This window comes from Thioalkalivibrio sp. AKL9 (genome assembly GCF_000377825.1).
GTDB classification, from domain to species: domain Bacteria; phylum Pseudomonadota; class Gammaproteobacteria; order Ectothiorhodospirales; family Ectothiorhodospiraceae; genus Thioalkalivibrio; species Thioalkalivibrio versutus.
The window spans coordinates 44,716-63,593 of the sequence record NZ_KB905111.1 but is presented as its reverse complement, the minus strand read 5'-3'; the positions used below and the strand labels follow the sequence as shown (position 1 = coordinate 63,593).

Annotated in this window: 19 protein-coding genes; 17 read left to right on the top strand and 2 right to left on the bottom strand. The window is 66.9% G+C overall.

Going from position 1 to position 18,878, the window contains the following annotated elements:
* The first annotated feature begins 157 nt into the window (after nt 1-157).
* From D573_RS0109705 to D573_RS0109660, 10 genes are all read left to right on the top strand, one after another.
* The gene (locus tag D573_RS0109705; RefSeq protein ID WP_051076217.1) at nt 158-652 is read left to right on the top strand and encodes an ATP-dependent zinc protease; all 495 of its coding nucleotides are present in this window, start codon (nt 158-160) and stop codon (nt 650-652) included.
* Entirely contained in the window at nt 649-2,184 is a 1,536-nt protein-coding gene (locus tag D573_RS0109700; RefSeq protein ID WP_018938321.1) for an inactive transglutaminase family protein, read from the top strand. The genes D573_RS0109705 and D573_RS0109700 overlap by 4 nt, the downstream gene beginning before the upstream one ends.
* The gene (locus tag D573_RS0109695; protein ID WP_018938322.1) at nt 2,184-3,212 is read left to right on the top strand and encodes an alpha-L-glutamate ligase-like protein; all 1,029 of its coding nucleotides are present in this window, start codon (nt 2,184-2,186) and stop codon (nt 3,210-3,212) included. Before D573_RS0109700 ends, D573_RS0109695 begins: the two co-directional genes overlap by 1 nt.
* A 49-nt stretch (nt 3,213-3,261) precedes the next feature.
* Entirely contained in the window at nt 3,262-3,744 is a 483-nt protein-coding gene (locus tag D573_RS0109690; protein WP_018144752.1) for a transcriptional repressor, read from the top strand.
* A gap of 41 nt (nt 3,745-3,785) precedes the next feature.
* On the top strand, nt 3,786-4,298 hold the full coding sequence (locus D573_RS0109685) for a DNA-deoxyinosine glycosylase (protein WP_018938323.1): 513 nt from the start codon (nt 3,786-3,788) through the stop codon (nt 4,296-4,298).
* Between the two features lie 148 nt (nt 4,299-4,446).
* Entirely contained in the window at nt 4,447-5,778 is a 1,332-nt protein-coding gene (locus tag D573_RS0109680) for a TonB-dependent receptor (RefSeq protein ID WP_018938324.1), read from the top strand.
* An 83-nt stretch (nt 5,779-5,861) separates the two neighbouring features.
* Nucleotides 5,862-6,788, top strand: a complete 927-nt coding sequence (locus tag D573_RS0109675; protein ID WP_018938325.1) for a metal ABC transporter substrate-binding protein — start codon at nt 5,862-5,864, stop codon at nt 6,786-6,788.
* 92 nt (nt 6,789-6,880) lie between these two features.
* Nucleotides 6,881-7,489, top strand: a complete 609-nt coding sequence (locus D573_RS0109670) for an ATP-binding cassette domain-containing protein (RefSeq protein ID WP_026287955.1) — start codon at nt 6,881-6,883, stop codon at nt 7,487-7,489.
* Entirely contained in the window at nt 7,479-8,249 is a 771-nt protein-coding gene (locus D573_RS0109665; RefSeq protein ID WP_018938328.1) for a metal ABC transporter permease, read from the top strand. The genes D573_RS0109670 and D573_RS0109665 overlap by 11 nt, the downstream gene beginning before the upstream one ends.
* 51 nt (nt 8,250-8,300) lie before the next feature.
* Complete coding sequence (locus tag D573_RS0109660; protein WP_018938329.1) at nt 8,301-9,179, top strand: hypothetical protein; 879 nt, start codon at nt 8,301-8,303, stop codon at nt 9,177-9,179.
* 285 nt (nt 9,180-9,464) lie between these two features.
* On the opposite strand, the gene folE2 is transcribed toward D573_RS0109660, so the two are convergent.
* A complete protein-coding gene (gene folE2, locus D573_RS0109655; RefSeq protein WP_081618757.1) occupies nt 9,465-10,409 on the bottom strand; it encodes a GTP cyclohydrolase FolE2 in 945 nt (314 codons plus the stop codon).
* Between the two features lie 115 nt (nt 10,410-10,524).
* Between folE2 and dksA the strand changes: the two genes are divergently transcribed.
* The 4 genes from dksA (at nt 10,525) to D573_RS14305 (ending at nt 13,508) form a co-directional block, all read left to right on the top strand.
* Nucleotides 10,525-10,926, top strand: coding sequence for an RNA polymerase-binding protein DksA (gene dksA / locus D573_RS0109650; protein WP_018938331.1), 402 nt, complete (start codon nt 10,525-10,527; stop codon nt 10,924-10,926).
* A gap of 38 nt (nt 10,927-10,964) precedes the next feature.
* Nucleotides 10,965-12,227: a zinc metallochaperone GTPase ZigA gene (zigA, locus tag D573_RS0109645; RefSeq protein WP_018938332.1), complete on the top strand. Its 1,263-nt coding sequence runs from the start codon at nt 10,965-10,967 to the stop codon at nt 12,225-12,227.
* Complete coding sequence (locus D573_RS0109640; protein WP_026287956.1) at nt 12,224-12,868, top strand: DUF1826 domain-containing protein; 645 nt, start codon at nt 12,224-12,226, stop codon at nt 12,866-12,868. Before zigA ends, D573_RS0109640 begins: the two co-directional genes overlap by 4 nt.
* Nucleotides 12,869-13,022: 154 nt before the next feature.
* Nucleotides 13,023-13,508 (top strand): hypothetical protein, encoded by a 486-nt coding sequence (locus tag D573_RS14305; protein ID WP_081618756.1) that lies wholly within the window; start codon nt 13,023-13,025, stop codon nt 13,506-13,508.
* Nucleotides 13,509-13,622: 114 nt separating this feature from the next.
* Here D573_RS14305 and D573_RS0109635 read toward each other — a convergent pair whose 3' ends face one another.
* Nucleotides 13,623-14,546, bottom strand: a complete 924-nt coding sequence (locus D573_RS0109635) for a histone deacetylase family protein (protein ID WP_018938334.1) — start codon at nt 14,544-14,546, stop codon at nt 13,623-13,625.
* Nucleotides 14,547-14,585: 39 nt separating this feature from the next.
* Here D573_RS0109635 and D573_RS0109630 point away from each other — a divergent pair, with 39 nt between their 5' ends.
* From D573_RS0109630 to D573_RS0109620, 3 genes are all read left to right on the top strand, one after another.
* Nucleotides 14,586-17,267: a bifunctional acetate--CoA ligase family protein/GNAT family N-acetyltransferase gene (locus D573_RS0109630; protein WP_018938335.1), complete on the top strand. Its 2,682-nt coding sequence runs from the start codon at nt 14,586-14,588 to the stop codon at nt 17,265-17,267.
* A gap of 127 nt (nt 17,268-17,394) precedes the next feature.
* On the top strand, nt 17,395-18,354 hold the full coding sequence (locus D573_RS0109625) for a YafY family protein (RefSeq protein ID WP_019572085.1): 960 nt from the start codon (nt 17,395-17,397) through the stop codon (nt 18,352-18,354).
* Between the two features lie 96 nt (nt 18,355-18,450).
* A complete protein-coding gene (locus D573_RS0109620) occupies nt 18,451-18,861 on the top strand; it encodes an HIRAN domain-containing protein (RefSeq protein ID WP_018176325.1) in 411 nt (136 codons plus the stop codon).
* The last annotated feature ends 17 nt before the right edge of the window (nt 18,862-18,878 follow it).

Below are 18,878 nucleotides of genomic sequence, written 5' to 3'. Positions count from 1 at the left end.
GGGGAACAGTGATCGGCGTTTACCCGGCTTTGTGACCCCCTTAACGGAGGACGGGAACTGTGATCAGCTAGACTTCACTATTTTGTAACCTTCAGGAGACTGCGTGACTGCCCCAGCCACCCGTCGTTCCAGCTTAACCGAATCCATCCTGCTGACCATGCTGCTTGGCCTGGCGGTCCAGACGCAATCCGCCGCGGCCCACGAGTCGGGGGCCTCCTTGGCCATCCTCGGTGTCGTGGAGAACGTCCTGATCGTCGAGGAAGGTGTTGCGCTGGAGGCGCGCATGGATACCGGCGCCACCTCCTCCTCGCTGAACGCGCTGAACAAGGAGCGCTTCGAGAGGGACGGCGAGGACTGGATCCGCTTCGAGATCATCGATCCGGAAGACGAGGATGCACGCATCACCCTGGAGCGACCCATCGAGCGCATCGTGCGCATTCGCAGGCACAGCGGAGACTCGCAGGAGCGTCCGGTGGTGCGAATGGAGTTCTGCATCGGGGACCAGCTCCTGACCGCCGACACCAGCCTGATCGACCGCACGGCCCTGACCTACCAGGCCCTGATCGGGCGCAGCCACATGGCCGGACACATCCTGGTGGACTCCGGGGAGGAACATCTGCGCGCACCCAATTGCGCGGCGGATGACCAGTGAGGCGCTTCCACCTGCCGATCCTGATCGTACTGCTGAGTGCGATCGGACTCGGGGTCTTCGCCTACAAGGTCAGCGCGCTGGGGATGCCCCTGCAGCCGGACGCCACCGCCGAGACCTGGCAGGTGGAGGCCCGCGTGCGCTTTCAGGCCACCGGCGAGGCCACCACGGTGCAGCTTCGAATCCCACACCGCCTGCCGAATTTCTCCATCCTGGACGAAGGCTTCGTATCCCGCGGCTACGGCCTGAACACCGTCCTTCAGACGGAGGACCGCCTGGCCCAGTGGACAACCCGTCAGCCGCGCGGCGAACAGGTGCTGTACTACCGCGCCACGCTCTACCGTGACGGAGACGACCGCTCGGAATCCGACTACCCGGGGCCAGTGGCCGTGCCCGACTGGACCGAACCCTTCCGTTCGGCCGCCGAGGCGCTGATCGATGACGTCCGCGGACGCTCCTCGGACATCCAGAGTTTTGCCTCGGTACTGGTCAATGACCTCGCCAATGCCGCACCGGCTTCCAATGCGGCCGTGTTTATCGAGAGCGACGACAATCGCGCCCGCCGGGCCGAGACCCTGATCGAGCTGCTGGCCACCGCGCGCATCCCGGCCCGGCAGGTGACCGCCCTGCGCCTGGTCGACGGGCGCCGCGACATCGAGCCGCAGACCTGGCTCGAGGTTCACAACACGCGGCGCTGGGTGCCCATCGACCCGGAGAATGGCGAAATCGAGTACCCCGCCGACGTGGCCGTTTGGTCGCACGGCGACGCCCCGCTCCTGGAGATATCCAACGGCGAGAACGCGGAGGTGCGCTTTGCGGTGGCCCGCGGGGTGCAGGATGCCCTGGCGACCATCCAGCGCTTCGGCGACACCCTGGACAGTCGCTTCCTCGACTTCTCCACCCTGAACCTGCCGCTGGGCACACAGAACACCTACCGGGTGCTGCTGATGGTGCCGCTGGGCGCGATGATCATCGTATTCCTGCGCAACGTGATCGGCGTGCAGACCTTCGGCACCTTCATGCCAGTGCTGATCGCGCTGTCCTTCCGCGAGACCCAGCTGCTGGCCGGGATCATCCTGTTCACGCTGATCGTGTCGTTGGGTCTCGTGGTGCGCTTCTACCTCGAGCACCTCAGACTGCTACTGGTCCCGCGCCTGGCGGCAGTGGTCAGCGTGGTCATTATGCTCATGCTCGGCATCAGCATCTTGTCGCACCAGCTCGGCTTCGAACGCGCCCTGGCGCTGTCACTGTTCCCGATGGTCATCCTCGCCATGACCATCGAGCGCATGTCGGTGGTCTGGGAAGAACACGGCCCCGCCGATGCCATCACCCAGGGAATTGGCAGCCTGGCCGTCGCGGCCGCGGCCTACGGGCTGATGGCCAACCGCCAGCTGGAACACCTGTTGTTCGTGTTCCCGGAATTGCTGCTGGTCCTGCTGGCCATGACCCTGCTGCTGGGACGCTACACCGGCTACAGGCTCAGCGAGCTATTCCGCTTCGGACGCATCCAGGATGCGATGCGGAGGACCGACTAATGCCGACCTGGCTGCCGCGCTTCGTGCGCCCGAAACTGTTGAAGGAACAGGGCATCGTCGGCATGAACGCCCGCAATGCCCGCTATATAGCCGCCTGGAACGCACGGCGATTCTACCCGCGGGTGGATGACAAGCTGCAGACCAAACAACTCGCCCTGGATGCCGGGCTCTCGGTGCCGGATCTGTACGGCGTCGTACGCACCCTGCGCCAGATTCGCGACGTGCGGAAGCAGCTGCGGAGCTATGAAGACGGCTTCGTCATCAAGCCGGCCCACGGCGCGGCCGGCGACGGCATTCTGGTGATCGACGGCTGGCGCGGCGATCGGCCTCGTCGGGCCGGTGGCCGCGCCATGGAGCTGAGCGAACTGGACGATCACATCGCCAACGTCCTCTCGGGCATGTACAGCCTGGGTGGCCGACCGGATGCCGCCATGATCGAGCAGCGGGTGCGCTTCTCCTCGATCTTCGATGAGGTCTCGCACCGGGGCGTGCCGGATATCCGTACCGTGGTCTACCGCGGCTACCCCGTGATGGCGATGATGCGCCTGCCAACCCAGGACTCCGACGGCAAGGCCAATCTGCACCAGGGTGCCGTGGGCACGGGCATCGACCTCGGCTCCGGCCGCACCATCGGCGGCGTGCGCTACAACAAGCCCTGCCGCGAACACCCCGACAGCGAAAAAAGCATCGTTGGCCTGCAAATACCCGGCTGGGGCCAGCTGATGGAACTGGCCGCTGGCTGCTTTGAACTGAGCCAACTCGGCTACCTGGGGGTAGACGTGGTGATCGATGCCGACCGCGGGCCGCTGATCCTGGAACTCAACGCCCGGCCCGGGCTCGCCATCCAGATCGCCAACGGCGAAGGCCTGGACCACCGCATCCTCGCGGTGGATGCACACATGGTGGCCCGCGACATCGAGCCGGCCGCCGAACGCGCCCGGTGGTCCGCCGAGGTCTTCGCGCGCCCCGAGGCGACCCATCCAACCGAGCCCGACACCGAAACCACCCGCGCCGCCGAACCCGCCTGATCAGCGAGGCGGTTACGGGCACCGTGATCGTTTGGGCTATCCTAGGCGCATGACTGCCGCCGCCGAGACCAAGACGCCGGACATCGAACAGGCCCTGGCCGACGCCGAACGCGTCTGCGCCACCCGTGGTGCACGCCTGACCGAGCAGCGCCGGCGCATCCTGGAGCAGATCCTGCGCACTGAGGGCGTCATCAAGGCGTACGACCTGATCCACGCGCTGTCCTCCGATGATCACAGCATCAAGCCGCCAACCGTGTACCGCACCCTGGCCTTTCTGCTGGAACAGGGCCTGATCCACCGTATCGAGAGCCTCAACGGCTTCGTCGCCTGCTCGCACCCCGGCGAGCGCCACGAGTCGGCCCTGATGATCTGCGACGGCTGCGGCCAGATCACCGAGTTCCACACCCCGGAGCCGGCCAGCCAGGCGCTGGAGCACGAGGCCGAGGCCCAGGACTTCGCCATCGACTCGCGCATGGTGGAGCTGCATGGCCAGTGCGGGGACTGCCGCCGGGGTCAGCAGGACCGCGCCTGACGCCGCGCGTCTGCACAGCCCACCCTGAACCCCGCCCTCCAATGACCGCCGTCGCACCGACCCTCGAGGCGTTCCCGCCCATCCTGCGTGCGGACACCCGCCTGATCGTGCTGGGCAGCTTTCCCGGCGTCGCCTCGCTGGAGGCCCAGGCCTACTACGCCCACCCGCGCAACCAGTTCTGGCCGATTGTCGGGCAGATCCTGGGCGCCCCCTTCCCGGAAATGGATTACCCCGAGCGCATCGAGCGCCTGCTCGACCACGGCGTGGGCCTCTGGGACGTCTACGGGGCCTGCTCGCGCGAGGGGAGCCTGGACAGCGCCATCCGCGCCCCGGTCCCCAACGATCTCGCCCGCCTGACCCGCGAGGCCCCGGGCCTGCGCGTGATCGTCCACAACGGCGCCGAGAGCGCGCGGCGCATCCGCGAGACCCGCGCCCTGGGCGTCGAGGCCCTGCGCCTGCCCTCCACCAGCCCCGCCAACGCCCGCCTCAGCCTGACCGAGAAGCTGGAACCCTGGCGCAACGCCTTCGCCCTCGCTGGCCTTCCACGCGACTGACCGGCACCGCACCGGCTCGCAAGATTAGGGTTGAATCGCGAATTGTTATTGTATAACGTTTATTAACGTTTCGTTACGCTATAACAGTCCATTTTCGTTGATTGGCACTGCCCAGAACAGCAGACTGCCGCGCAACCAGGAGCCCAAAATGCCTCGCACTCCGTACTCCCGCCCGGTCCTCGCCGGCCTGACCGCCCTGACCCTCGCCGCCCCCGGAGCCGCTGCGGCGCAATGGACCGCCGGTGACGACAACTCGTCCTGGGGCCTGGATGTGTCCCTGATTCTCGAGGGCGTCTACTACAACGAGCTTTCGCACGGTAACGATTCGCCCGCCGGCTTCGGCGATGGCCACGACCACGGTCATGACCATGGCCATGACCACGATCATGGCTTCGACGACGGCTTCAACATGGGACATTCCGAGCTCGCACTGAACGCGCAACTGGGCGACCTGTTCGACGGCGTCCTGATTCTGGGCTTTGACGACAGCGATATCGAGGTCGAGGAGGCCTACCTGACCACCCGTGCCCTGCCCGGCGGTTTCCAGGTCAAGGCCGGTAAATTCCTGTCCGACATCGGCTACATCAACAGCCGCCACGGGCACGACTGGGACTTCGTCGACCGCCCGCTGGTCAATGAATACCTGTTCGGTGACCATGGCCTGCAGGAAACCGGCGTACAAGCTACCTGGCTCGCCCCCACCGCGACCTACACCCAACTGGGCATCGAGCTCCTTCAGGGCGACGACAGTTTCATCCCCTATCAGGGTTCCGGCGGCTCCCACACCACTAACGCGGGAGACGAGATCAATTCCTCGTTTTCCAATGTATCCGGGCCGCGCCTGATCACGGCCTTCGCCAAATTCGGACCGGATCTGGGTCCCGATCACGCCGCGCAATTCGGCATCTCCGGCGGCTACGCCCGCACCTGGCAGCAGGAAACCGAACACGGATCCGGCCTTGAAGAATGGGACGGCGATGCATGGTTCGCTGGACTGGATGCGGTCTACAAGTACAGCTCCGGCCGTGCCTACGGTCATGGTGACTGGCGCGTACAAGGCGAGTACTTCTACCGCGAGATCGACGTCGACTATCAGCGTCGACAGGATCAGACCACGATCGCAGATAATGCCGTAGGCAGCAGCAAGGCCAAGCAGGATGGTCTGTATCTGCAAGCGGTATACGGCTTCGCACCACGCTGGGAAGCTGGCCTGCGCGCCGAGGCCCTTGGCCTGACCAACGACGGACTGCCCGGTAACGAACGCGATCAGAATAGAGTCCGTCAGTTCGCCACCCCATCCTTCGGCACCTCCTATCGCCACTCCGCCCAGGTGACCTTCCGCCCGGTGGAGCCGGTGTTCCTCCGGGCTCAGTTGTCGCAGAACGACTTCATCGATGACGACGGCCATCGCGACCGTGGCCTGGAGTTCATGCTGCAGCTGAACGTGGCCCTCGGCGCCCACGGCGCCCACCGCTTCTGATCCGTATTGCCTTGTTCAGGGTCGGCAGGACCGTTGATGCCCTGCCGACCCCATCCGTATCCCGTTATCACCAGGAGTCCCGCATGTTTTTTAGCAAGACTCGCACCCGTATCACCCGTACGCTCGCCGCTGTTGCCTCGGTGGCGGCGCTTACCCTCATCCTGCTGCCGTCGCAGGCCGCCGCCGGACTGAACATCGTCGCCACCACCTCCACCCTGGGCGCCCTGGCCCGCGAGATTGGCGGCGACGAGGCCGAGGTCCGCGTGCTCGCACCGCCGGACCGCGATGCCCATTACCTCGACGCCCGCCCCAGCTTCATGGCCGCCCTGCGCCGGGCCGACATGCTGCTCGAGATCGGCGCCGGCCTGGAGGAAGGCTGGCTGCCGGCCGCCCAGCGTGGCGCCAGCAACCGCGCCATCAACTCCGGCCAACCGGGGCACTTCCGATCGGCGGACATGATCGAACTGCGCCGCTCCATCACCATGGACGGACCGAACATGGGCCACGTGCATGAAGAGGGTAACCCACACTTCAACGCCGATCCTTTGCGTATGGCCGAACTCGCTCTAGCCCTGGGCGCGCGCATGGGCGAGCTCCGCCCCGACCAAGCCGACACCTTCATGGAGCGCGCCGAACGTACCGCCGAACGCCTGCGCGAACATGCCGAGGCCCTGGCCGAACAGGTAGAACCGGATCAGCGCATCGTGGTGTATCACGAGGATCTCGACTACCTGGAAGAATGGCTGCCGGTGGAGATCGTCGGCTACCTCGAACCCGCCCCGGGCATCCCGCCGACCGCGCGCCACCTGCGCAGCCTGGTCAGTGATCTCGAAGGCACCGAGGGCACCGTCCTGTACGCCGAATTCCAGCCGCCGCGCGGCGCCGAGTTCCTGGAGCGCAATCTCGGCTGGCCCACCCATGCCGTGCCGCTGGATCCGCCCGCCGATTCGGCGCTGGAGGGTTATCTGGATCTGATGACCACCTGGGCGCAAAGCCTGCCCCAGCGGTAACCTGCCGGCACAAGCCTGCTGAAGGTTCGGACCCGGAAAGTCACTTTCCGGGTCCGTTATCATTTGCGCCTTCCCAACTCTGTCGAGCCCACATGCCGCCGAACGCCACCCCTGCCATCCTGAGCGTGCAGTCCGCCCGGCTCGGATTTGATCGTCCGGTGCTGGGGCCATTGTCAGTTGATATACCCAATGGTGCGCGCTGGGCCTTGACCGGCCCCAATGGCGTTGGCAAATCCCTGCTACTGAAGGCCGTTACGGGCCAGGCACGGGTGCATGGCGGCCGGCTGCACCTCGCACCCAATGTTGATGTCAGCTTGCTGGGACAGGACCATCCCCGGCGACAGCCTTGGCCCTTGTCCGGACACGACTGGTTCCGGGCGATGGGGGCAAATACTCCGGATCAACCCCGCATACAGGCACTGCTCGATCGCCGGCTCGACCGCCTGAGCGGCGGTCAGTGGCAACTCCTGCGTCTCGCCGCCGCGTTGCACAGCGGCAGCGCACAACCGTCACGTGAGCGCTTGGTCCTGCTGGACGAGCCGGCCAACCACCTTGACGCCGAGGTGCGGGGTGACGCCGTCGACCTGATCGCCGCACTTCCAGCCAACGCGACACTGGTCATGACCAGCCACGATGATGACTTCCTGCGAGCCATCGGCGTGGAGAACCACCCACTAGAGGGCTACTTCGATGCTGGGTGACCTCCTGCTCGTTCCGTTCGTCGCCGGGCTGCTGGTCACGGCTGTACTCGCGCTGGCCGGAGCCGGGCTGTTCCTGCGCGGCTCAGTCTGGCAGGCACTGGCACTTGGCCAATGGGCGGCGGCCGGCGGGGTCCTGGCCTCCGTGCTGCACTGGCCGGTACTGCCCGTGGCACTGGCCCTAGGCGCTGGCGTAATGGCGCTGCTGCAACGCACTCCGGACCGCGAGCGTCTACCGCTTGCCGTTTTCCTAGCCGGACTGGCCGCGGTCACGTTGCTCGCGGCCAATTTCTCGCAGGCCAGCCTCGCCGCCGCGGCCTGGGCCGAGGGTCAGCTGTACTTCGCGGGACCGCAGGAACTCTGGGCTGTTGCGGCACTGGCACTCGCCAGTCTCATGTTAGTACCCGGCTTGCTGAAGGTATGGCGCCATGCTCAGCTCGCCCCCGACGTGCCCGCCAAGCGCGCCCCGGCAGCATGGCTGCGCCTGACGGAGATTGCCTGGCTGGTGGCGGCGATCGTGCTCGGCAGCATGGTCCTGGGCCTGCCAGCCGCGCTAGCCAGCCTGCTGCTCCCAGCCTGGGGCGCCGCCCATCTGGCGCGCGACCTTCGCGGCCACTTCCTGTGGGCGCAGTCGCTCGCCCTGGCAGGATTCCTGATCGCCTGGAGTCTAAGCCTCCCGCTGGACCAGCCCTTCGCCCCGGTACTCGTACTGGTGAACGTCGTACTCGCTCTCGTCGCCCGCATGGTCGCGATCTGGCGCTGAACTGACGGCCCTCGGCCTATTCAATTCGAGGGCCGACCCAGGAGTTGAAAAATGCCTCTCAAAACTACGCACAAGAAAAGCTCCCACACGACTTCATCGACCGCCAAGGCAGCGGATTCGCCGATCTTCCAGGCGATCGAGAAGCTCCAGGGTGAGCGTCCCTGGGGCAGTTTTCTGGATGCCGGAACCGGGCGGAAGTCGGTCGAATGGATATGTGGCCTGGACACCGAGCGCTGGACGGCCGTAACTGCCTCCAATCAGATGGCGACGACCGTGAAGAAGGCAGCGGGCACGGCCCGTCGCCGCCAGGACCGCATCATGGTCGGCAACTGGATGTCGGAGCAGCTGCTGTTTGGTGAACGCTTCGATACCGTCCTGCTCGACTACTTCATCGGCGCGATCGAAGGCTTCGCCCCCTACTGGCAGGACCGCGCACTGCACCGGCTGCGACCCCACGTGGGCGAGCGGCTGTATCTCGTCGGCGTGGAACCCTATGTAATGACCGAACCCAAGACCGAGTCCGACCGCATCGTGCGCGAAATCGGTCGCCTGCGGGATGCCTGCCTGCTGCTCGCGGGGAACCGCCCCTATCGCGAATACCCTTCGTCCTGGGTCATGCGCCATCTCGGGATCGCCGGCTTCCGGGTTCTGGATGTCCGCTATTTCCCGATTCACTACCGCGAGCGCTTCGTCAACGGCCAGCTCGACCTGTGCCTGCGCCAGCTGTCGCACTTCAATGACGATAGCCTGGCAAAGGCCATGCACCAGAAGATCGAGGCGCTGCGGGAAACCGCCCTGCCGCTGGCCCGAAGCAAGGAGGGCCTCCGGCACGGGGCGGATTACCTGATCGCGGCCGAGCCGATGGCCGACCGGCATCGCAGCCTGCCCGACGCGGCAGGCACCCCGCAGTCAGTGCCGTCCGGGCCGTAGCACGGGCTACGCCATCGTCCCCCTGGGCCCGAACAGGCCTCAGTCCGTTTGACAATGCACCGCAAGTGCGTATGATTCTCATTTAGATGCGCAGCCCGGACAGCTGTGTGTCGCCAGGACGAACGGTGACTTCCTGCCTTTGGTCTCTCCAACCTCCGTAAGCATTGCCGCCGGATTGCGTATCCGGCGGCTTTTTTACGTGTCCACACACTTGCCGAAAAGCGACGTGGCAGATGCCTGACCAACCCCACCGCCTTGTGGCGGTCCACGGTCCGACTGGCTGCTTCAGCGTTCCGCTGACGGCAGACGCACGACCCGCGCCACGGCGTCGTGTGCATGCAGGCTCTCGCGGTGGCGAACCTGGATGCGATAGCCGCGGGCGGAGTACTCCGGGCGCAGGGTGCTGTCCAGGCGCCGTACGGCGTCTTCGCAGAACATCAGGTTGCGGCCGTTGGCGAGCGCGAAGGCCTTCTCGTCGATACGCTTTACCGCGGTCTGCAGGGCGGTGCCCAGCGCCTGTTCGACGCGATCGATCAGGTCGGGCAGGGGCAACCTCGATACCAGCGGATCCAGACCGACCGTGACGGTTGCCTCGCTGCGCTGGCTATGGGGCGTCGCGACAATGCCCTCGGCCCGGCCCAGCCATTCGCGCACGGTTGCCGCATCCACGGCCGAGCGTGTGAAGTCGCGGTCGAACTGTTCCTGGATCGCCTGCCGCGCCAGGGCGGCGGAGCAGGGACAGGTGGAGGAATAGCCCACCTGAACCTCCAGCTCCAGGGACACCGCCCCGGACTCGCTGCGTGCAGCGATCCGGAACGGGTAGCGCTTCCAGCCCGCGGCGGCACTGACCAGGGCCGGCCGTTCCAGCGGCAGCTCCCCGGCAAGACGGACCTCGGCCACGCTGGACAGACCATCGTGCGAAGCCAGAAACGCCTCGAGCACGCCACACAGGCGCGCAACGTCCAACTCGCGGGACTCCAGCTGCCGTAGGGCCCCGTAGAGCCGTGACATATGGATGCCGCGCGCGCCCGCGTCGTCGAGGCTCACTCCCGCGCTAGCCCGGGCGATCACTGGCTGGCCGGTCAGATACAGCGGAAGGGTGATGTCTTCCATACCCACCCAGTCGAGCGCGGAGGCGTGCGTAGCAGCCGACGCGGCAATATCCGGTAGCGGATCCGGCGCGGAGGTTTCCCTATCCGGCGAGACCGGAGACACACATTTAGAGGACATAAGACACCTTGTTGCAGGCGGGTCGACCCCATCACAGGACGGTGGCCGATCCGTGTTGTCGGGGCTCAATCGAAACGTTATGGTATAACATCCCACGCGCAACCGACGGAACCCCATGACCCGTGACGAACTGCTGGCCATGCCTGACGAGGCCTACATGAACGAGGCCCAGCTTGCGTACTTCCGCGAGCGCCTGCTCGACATGCGCGAGGAGATCCTGGCCGACATGGAGGGCGCCCGGGACGGACTGCGCGACAACGAACGCACCCCGGACGAGCTCGACCGGGCGGCAATGGAGGAGTCGCGTCTTCTGTCGATGCGGGTGCAGGAGCGCGAAGGCCGCCTACTCCGAAAGATCGATGCGGCCCTGTTCCGCGTCGAAACCGGCGATTACGGCTACTGCGAGGTAAGCGGCGAACCGATCGGTCTGCCCCGCCTGCTGGCACGCCCGACGGCGACCCTCTGCATCGAGGTCAAGGAACGCCAGGAAAAGACCGAACACGTCTACAGCCGATAGCCCCGAACACTGCCCGCAACCGAATATCAGGAGGCACCATGAAACGTCTGCCCGTTACCGTCCTTTCCGGCTTTCTCGGAGCCGGCAAGACCACCCTGCTAAACAATATCCTGCACAATCAGGCAGGCCTGCGCGTCGCCGTGATCGTCAACGACATGAGCGAGGTGAATATCGATAGCGCCATGATCCGTGGCGGTCAGGATGCGGTTACCCGCACCGACGCCCGCATGGTCGAGATGACCAACGGCTGTATCTGCTGCACGTTGCGCGACGACCTCCTGGTCGAGGTTCGCCGTCTCGCCGAATCCGGCCAGTACGATCACCTCGTGATCGAGTCCACCGGCATCTCCGAACCCATGCCGGTGGCCGCCACCTTTGCCTTCCGCGACGAGGATGGCCAGTGCCTGGACGACGTGGCGCGTCTGGACACCATGGTGACGGTCGTGGACGCCGGCGCGCTGTTGCAGGATTACGCCTCCAGCGACTTCCTGGGCGAGCGCGGCGAGTCCCTGGGTGAAGACGACGAACGTACGGTGGTCGACCTGCTGGTGGACCAGATCGAGTTCGCGGACGTAATCATCCTCAACAAGATGGACCGTGCCTCGGCGGATCAGGTGGATACCGTGCGCGGTGTGGTGCGCGCCCTAAACCGCGAAGCCAAGGTCATCGAGACCACCCACGGCAAGGTATCGCCGCAGCAACTGCTGGGCACCGGGCGTTTCGATTTCGACCGCGCCTCCCAGGCCGCCGGCTGGGCCCAGGAAATGATGGGTGGACATACCCCGGAGACCGAGGAATACGGCATCTCCAGCATCGTTTACCGCGTCAATCGGCCGTTCCACCCGGAGCGCTTCTTCGCCCTCCTGCACGAGGAGTGGCCCGGCATCATCCGCAGCAAGGGCTGGTTCTGGCTGGCCTCGCGCCCCGACTGGGTCGGCACCCTGTCTCAGGCTGGCGGCGCGCTGACTCACCACGCCGCGGGGTTCTGGTGGGCCTCCGTACCCCCCGAAAAGCGTCCGACCGACGAAGACTGGTGGGCAACCGCAATCGCTCCCGTCTGGGATGAACATTTCGGCGACCGGCGCCAGGAAATCGTGCTGATCGGCATCCACATGGACGCGGATGCGATGCGCAAGCGTCTCGACGCATGTCTCCTGACGGACGACGAGATGACAGCCGGTCCAGAACGCTGGCTGAGCTACGCGGACCCCTTCCCGGTCTGGCACCTGGGGCCCGAGGCCGCGGAGCGCGAGGCGGAAGCCCCGGCCGCCAGCGACACTCGGTCGGACGTTCCCGCATGACGGCTACTCAAACCTCGCCACCAGCCGCGGCGCGTTCGCGGCACCGCTTTGTTGACCGGGCTGCCGAGCTCAAGGGCATTCACCGCAACGATGTGAATGCCCTCATATGGCGGCGGTGCATGAATGCACCGTTGCAGGAGCAGGCCCGCGCACTAGCCGCAAGTGAAAGCGACATGGTCCTGAACACCTGCTGCCGGCCAGACCAAGTGCGTGAACGGCTTCTGGAGCACACCGCCCTGTCCCCGTTCAGGGTCCACCGTCTGGCATACGACCTCGAGCGGCTGGCACACAACTTCGCGGTGGCCGCCCACGCGCTCAGCGTTCGCATCCAGCTCGAGGTTCTGCACGGTCAACCGTGTCCGATGTTCCATGTCGACAACAACGTCCTGCGGATGGTCTGCAGCTACACCGGACCCGGGACCGAATATGCAGACGATCGCTACGTGAACCGGGACCGGCTGCGTTGTGGCGACAACGAGGGCGTTCTCGGGGGGCATCCGCCGGTGACGCTGGATACCGGGGCCGTCATCCTCATGAAAGGCGAGCGCTCACCCACTTGCGCAGGCCTGGGGGCGGTCCATCGCTCACCGCCACTGGCGGACAATGCCCGACGCCTGCTCGTGCGGCTCGACCACCCCTGATCGAACACCATCCCATAGCTCCAAAAGAAGCCCGGGAGACGCGGAGCGATCACAGGATCCGCATCTTGCCGCAAAAACTGCGATTCATTGCTTGACTCCCGCCTCCCCTTCGAGGAACATAAATGCGAATCGTTCTCGTTTGCAAGGAGTTAACATGTTCACCCTCGACGCATGGCTTGAAAACCCCGACCCCTCGCTGCGGATCATCGACGATCACTCCCGCCGGGTCGTGGCCGAGTGGCGCGGGCAGGAACTCCGGGATCTGCTGGACTCGGGCATCATTGCCCCGACCGATTGCTGCGGCCCGCATAGCCGCGACACCGTCCACGAAACCATCCGGAACCTGATCCTGGAGGCCTGCCTCGAAGGCATTACCGTCCAGCGCAGGGCGCCGCAGCCACGCCCGGACGCCCAGGCACCCCCAATGGCAAACCGATCCAGAGTTAACGCTGCAAACCCTGAAAAGCGCCATTGCCGCCCGCACTCCGGCCGACCAGCCGACCCACAGCGCAACCGCCAGCGGCGAGTCACCTGTGCACAAGGCCCAGCAGGAGCCCCCCGCCCCACGAAAAAGACTCGCAACGCGGCCAAGGGGCATGTCCTCCACCTGATGTTTCGGAAGCACCCACCACTTCACTGATTCCGATGAACCGCGCCGGGCGCATCGTTCACCCGAAGTCACCGAGGCAGGGACTCGCGTGCCGATGGCCCCGCCCCTCGCCCCGCTACGGGTCAGAAGTGTGCGCGGGCCTGCTCAGAACGGACCAAGGACACGCATATGCGCCACCACACTGCGTCCCAGGGCGCTCAGGGCGTAGCCACCCTCCAGCATGGAGACCACGCGCCCATCGGCGTGACGCTCGGCCAGGGCCACCAGCTCACGAGTGATCCAGGCGTAGTCATCCTCGGCCAGCAACAGGCGCGAGAGTTCGTCCTCGCGATGGGCATCGAATCCGGCGGAGATCAGCACGAGTTCCGGGGCAAAGGCGTCCAGCGCATCGAACCAGGCCCCAGCCACCGCGTCGCGCCACTGCTCCCCCGACGATCCGCCGGGTACCGGGACATTCAGGCAGTTGTCGGCCAGCGGCGGGATGCCCGACCCGGGATAAGCCGGATGCTCGAAGGCGGAAGCGAACAGGATGGCGTCATCACCCGCCACCAGGGACTCGGTGCCGTCGCCATGGTGCACGTCGAAGTCGACGATGGCGATGCGCCCCACACCATGGCGCTCCTGTGCATGGCGGGCGGCAATCACCACGTTGTTGAACAGGCAGAACCCGGCCGCCCGGTCGGCACGGGCGTGGTGCCCCGGCGGCCGCACCGCGCAGAAGGCCCGCCGGTTCGCCGCCCCCATAACCCAGTCCACCGCGCCAATGCCCGCGCCGGCCGCCAGCAACGCGGCCTCGCGACTCCCCGGCGACAGGGCCGTGTCGCCATCCAGCATCACCCGCCCCCCTTCCGGGACGTGCTGCTGGATGGTGTCGATAAAGTCGCGTGTGTGAACCCGGCGCAGGTCCGCCCGCGTCGCCGGGAACGCCTCGCGATGCAGGACCCACGGATCCAGCCCGCTGGCCACCAGCTGGTCACGGATTGCGCTCAGCCGCTCCGGACATTCCGGGTGGCCGGGACCATTGTCGTGCTCAAGGCCGGCGTCCGGCGAGAAGAACGCTAGATTCATGTTATGAAGACACTTGGCACGTCATAACCGAGAGCATGCATGGGAACCCATATCCTGGACAAGCTGTTCAATCCGCGCGGTGTCGCCGTGTTCGGCGCATCCGAACGCGAGGGCAGCGTCGGCCGCACGGTGCTGGCCAACCTCCTGGCGGCCGGCTTCAAGCGCACCCTGCTCCCGGTAAATCCCAAATACGCCGAGGTACAGGGCCTGCACTGCGTGCCCGAGCTGAAACCCGGCGAGCACATGGTGGACCTGGCGCTGATCGCCACCCCGGCTCGGGCCGTCCCCGGCATCCTGCGCAACTGTGGCGAGGCGGGCCTGCGCGGCGCCGTCATCCTCTCGGCCGGCTTCGCCGAAGCCGGCCGAGAGGGCGAACGCCTGCAGCAGGAATGCGTCGAGATCGCGCAGCGTTACCGCATGCGCCTGATCGGCCCCAACTGCCTGGGCATCATGCGCCCGGGCATCGGGCTCAACGCGACCTTCAGCCACAACCAGGCGCTGCCCGGCAAGCTCGGGCTGATCTCCAGCTCCGGGGCGCTGATCACCGCCGTCCTGGACTGGGCGGAGCCCACCGGCATCGGGTTTTCCAGCGTGGCCTCGACCGGCGACGCCGCAGACGTCGACTTCGGCGAGCTGCTGGACTACCTCGCGGTGGACCCCGAGACCCAGGGCATCCTGCTGTACGTCGAGGGCATCCGCCACACGCGGCGCTTTCTGTCGGGCTTGCGCGCCGCCGCGCGCATGAAGCCCGTGGTAGTCCTCAAGTCCGCTCGCCATGCGGCCACCGCCCAGGCGGCCGCCACCCATACCGGGGCGATGATGGGCTCCGATGCGGTGTTCGACGCGGCCCTGCAGCGCGCCGGCGTGGTCCGGGTGGAGCGCGTGTCGCAGTGGTTTTCCGCAGCCCAGACACTGGCCAGCGGCGTGCGCCTGCGCGGCGAGGATCTCGCCATCCTCACCAACGGCGGCGGACCCGGCGTGATGGCCGTGGACCGGGCCGCCGACCTCGGCCTGAACCTGGCCACGCTGACCGACGGCACACTGGAGGCGCTCAACGCCCTGCTGCCCGCCCACTGGTCGCATGGCAACCCGGTGGACATCCTCGGCGACGCCACCCCCGAACGCTATGGCGAAGCCCTGCGCATCGTGCTCGCGGACCCCGGGGTTCACATGGCGAGCGTCCTGCTCACCCCGCAGGCCATGACCGACCCCGACGCCTGTGCCGAGGCCGTGATCGAACAGGCCCGCAAAAGCCACAAGCCGGTGCTGGCCTGCTGGATGGGCGACCCGCTGGTGGCCCGCGCACGGAATCGCTTCGACGCGGAAGGGATCCCCCAGTTCCGCACGCCCGAAGGCGCGGTCGAGACCTTCGCCTGGCTGATCGAACACCGACGCAACCAGCGCATGCTGCTGCAGGTCCCCGGACCCCGCAGCGATGACCAGCCCGCGGATATCGAGGGCGCGCGCCTGATCCTGCAACACGCACGTAGCCAGGGCCGCAGGGTCCTGAGCATGCGCGAGTCCCGGGCCGTGCTGGCCGCCTTCCACATCCCCTGCAGTCCCAGCATCCTCGCCCACGACCCGGCCGACGCGATGCTGGCCGCCGAAACCCTGGGCTTCCCGGTCGCGCTCAAGATCAGTGCGCCCGACCTCACCCACAAGAGCGACTTCGGCGGTGTACGACTCAACCTGCGCAGCGTGCAGGCCGTGCGCCAGCAGGCCCAGGAGATGCTCGACCAGATCCACGAGCAATTCCCGGAGGTCGAGGTTGAAGGCGTGAGCGTGGAACGCATGGCCGAGGTCGGGCATGTTCGCGAACTGCTGGTGGGGATCTCGCGCGACCCGGTGTTCGGCCCGGTAATCGCCTTCGGACTGGGCGGGACCGCGGTGGAGGTCATCGGCGACCAGGCCGTCGCCCTGCCGCCGCTGAACCCCTCGCTGGCCCGGCGCCTGATGGCGCAGACTCGTGCTGCGCGCACCCTTGGCACCTTTCGCGGCGCGCCCCCGGTGCGCGAGGGCGCGGTGGAACAGGTCCTGCTCCGGGTCTCGGAGATGGCCTGCGAGCTGCCCGAACTCGCGGCGCTGGATATCAACCCCCTGCAGGCCGGCGAGAACGGCGTGATGGCCGTGGACGCCCGTATCGAACTGGCCGATCCCGCGCACGACGGCCGTGACTACGCGCACATGGCCATCCACCCCTATCCCGGCCACATGGCCCGGAAGGTCACCACCCGCGACGGCCATGAACTCGAGCTCCGGCCGATCCGGCCCGAGGACGCTGCCATCGAGCAGGAATTCGTGCGCAGCCTGTCGGAGAAGTCCCGCTATCTCCGGTTCATGCGCTCGATGGACGAACTCACGCCCGAGATGCTCGTACGCTTCACCCAGATCGACTACGACCGCGAGATGGCCTTCATCGCGGTCGACCACCACACGGGCCGGGAGGTGCAGGTCGGCGTCGCCCGCTACACCACCGAACCCGACGGCGAGAGCGCGGAATTCGCCGTGGTCATCAGTGACGCCTGGCAGGGCCGCGGCGTGGGCAGCCTCCTGATGGAGGCCGTCATCGACTCGGCCCGCAACGCCGGCCTGCGCGAACTGTTTGGCGAGGTGCTGCGCCACAACGGCGGCATGCTCGCGCTCGCCCAACGCCATGGCTTCCAGCACGAGATCCTCGCCTCCGACGAGGAGATCATCCGCGTCAGCCGGCGCCTCCACTGACCACCGGGACGGTCGCCCGCAACCGCCGCGCCCGACCCGGCGGGCATCCGGCGCCCCGGCGCGTCGCTTGCGGGGCCCCGGGCGAATGGGTAGCGTCCCCGGGCATGCATCGACCCCTGGCCCGCCCGTGAACCGCGCCGAGCGTATTTTTCACCTGCACCGATTGTTGCAGGGGCGGCGGCCGCCCTCGCTGGCAGACCTGATGGAGCGTCTCGAGGTCTCGCGCGCGACCGTCAAGCGCGACCTCGAATACATGCGCGACTTCATGCAGGCACCCATCGAATACGATGCCCAGGCCAATGGCTACCGCTACGCGCAGGATGCCCCGGCGTTCGAGCTGCCGGGGCTGTGGTTCAACGAATCCGAGCTGCTGGCGCTGCTGACCATGGAGCAACTCCTGGAGGACGTGCAGCCCGGGTTGCTGGCGCCCACGCTGGGGCCACTGAAGGGCCGCATCCGCGAGCTGCTCGCCAGCGGCGGGCACCAGCCGGACACCGTGCGCCGCCGCATCCACATCCAGCCGCTGGCCCAGCGCGGCAGCCGCGGCGAAAGCTTTCAGGCCGTGGCCACTGCGACCCTGGACGAGCACCCCGTCGAGATCGAGTATCACGGCCGTGCCCGGGACGCCGCGAGTTGTCGCGTCGTGCACCCGCAGCGCCTGCTCTACTACCGCGACAACTGGTACCTGATCGCCTGGTGCGAGCAGGCCCGGGACCTGCGCACCTTCGCCCTTGAGCGCATCCGCTCGGTGCAGCCGGTGGAGTCTGCCTACCGCTCCATCGACGAGGCGACCCTGGATGCTCATACCGGGGACGCCTTTGGCATCTTCACCGGTCCCGCACAGGAATGGGCCGTGCTGCGCTTCACCCCGGAACATGCCCGCTGGGTCGCCGACGAGATCTGGCACCCGGAGCAGATCGGCGAATACGAGGGCGACGCGTATCGCCTCCGTATTCCCTACGCCGACCCGACCGAGCTGGTCCAGGAGATCCTGCGCCACGGCCCGGGCGTCGAGGTGCTGGCGCCCGCCGACCTGCGCCAGCGCGTGGCCAGCGACCTCGCGCGCGCCGCTCACCAGTACACCTAGGGAAACACGGATAAGAACCGATTTCGGGGGTGGCTCATCCTGTGAGCCACCCCCGGTGCTACAACGGACACCCAGGCCACACCGAGGAGTCCGAACATGTCGCACAACCGCCAGGCACGCCCCGTCCCGCCGCTCGCCGGCTACTACGCCGAGCGCGGCACCTACAACCGCACCGCCACCACCGAAGAACTGCTGGACCGCATCCCCCTGGCCGGCTTCCGCCACCACGAGGCGCCCCGGCTGTGGGAGATCCTCAAGCGCGGCCAGGCCCTGACCGTGGAACGCGAACGCACCAACACCCACGACGGCCAGGCCGTCGCCGTGCGCTGGATGGACCATCACCTGGGCTATCTGCCTCGCGACCGCAACGGCCTGGCCGCCCAGCTACTGGACCAGGACCAGCCCCTGATCGCCCGCATCCTCGAGAAGCGCGATCACGCCGACCGCCACCACCGTCTCGAGCTCGGCCTCTACCGCGCGAAGTCGAGGCCCACCCCGGCCCACTAGACCCATGCACTCAAGGC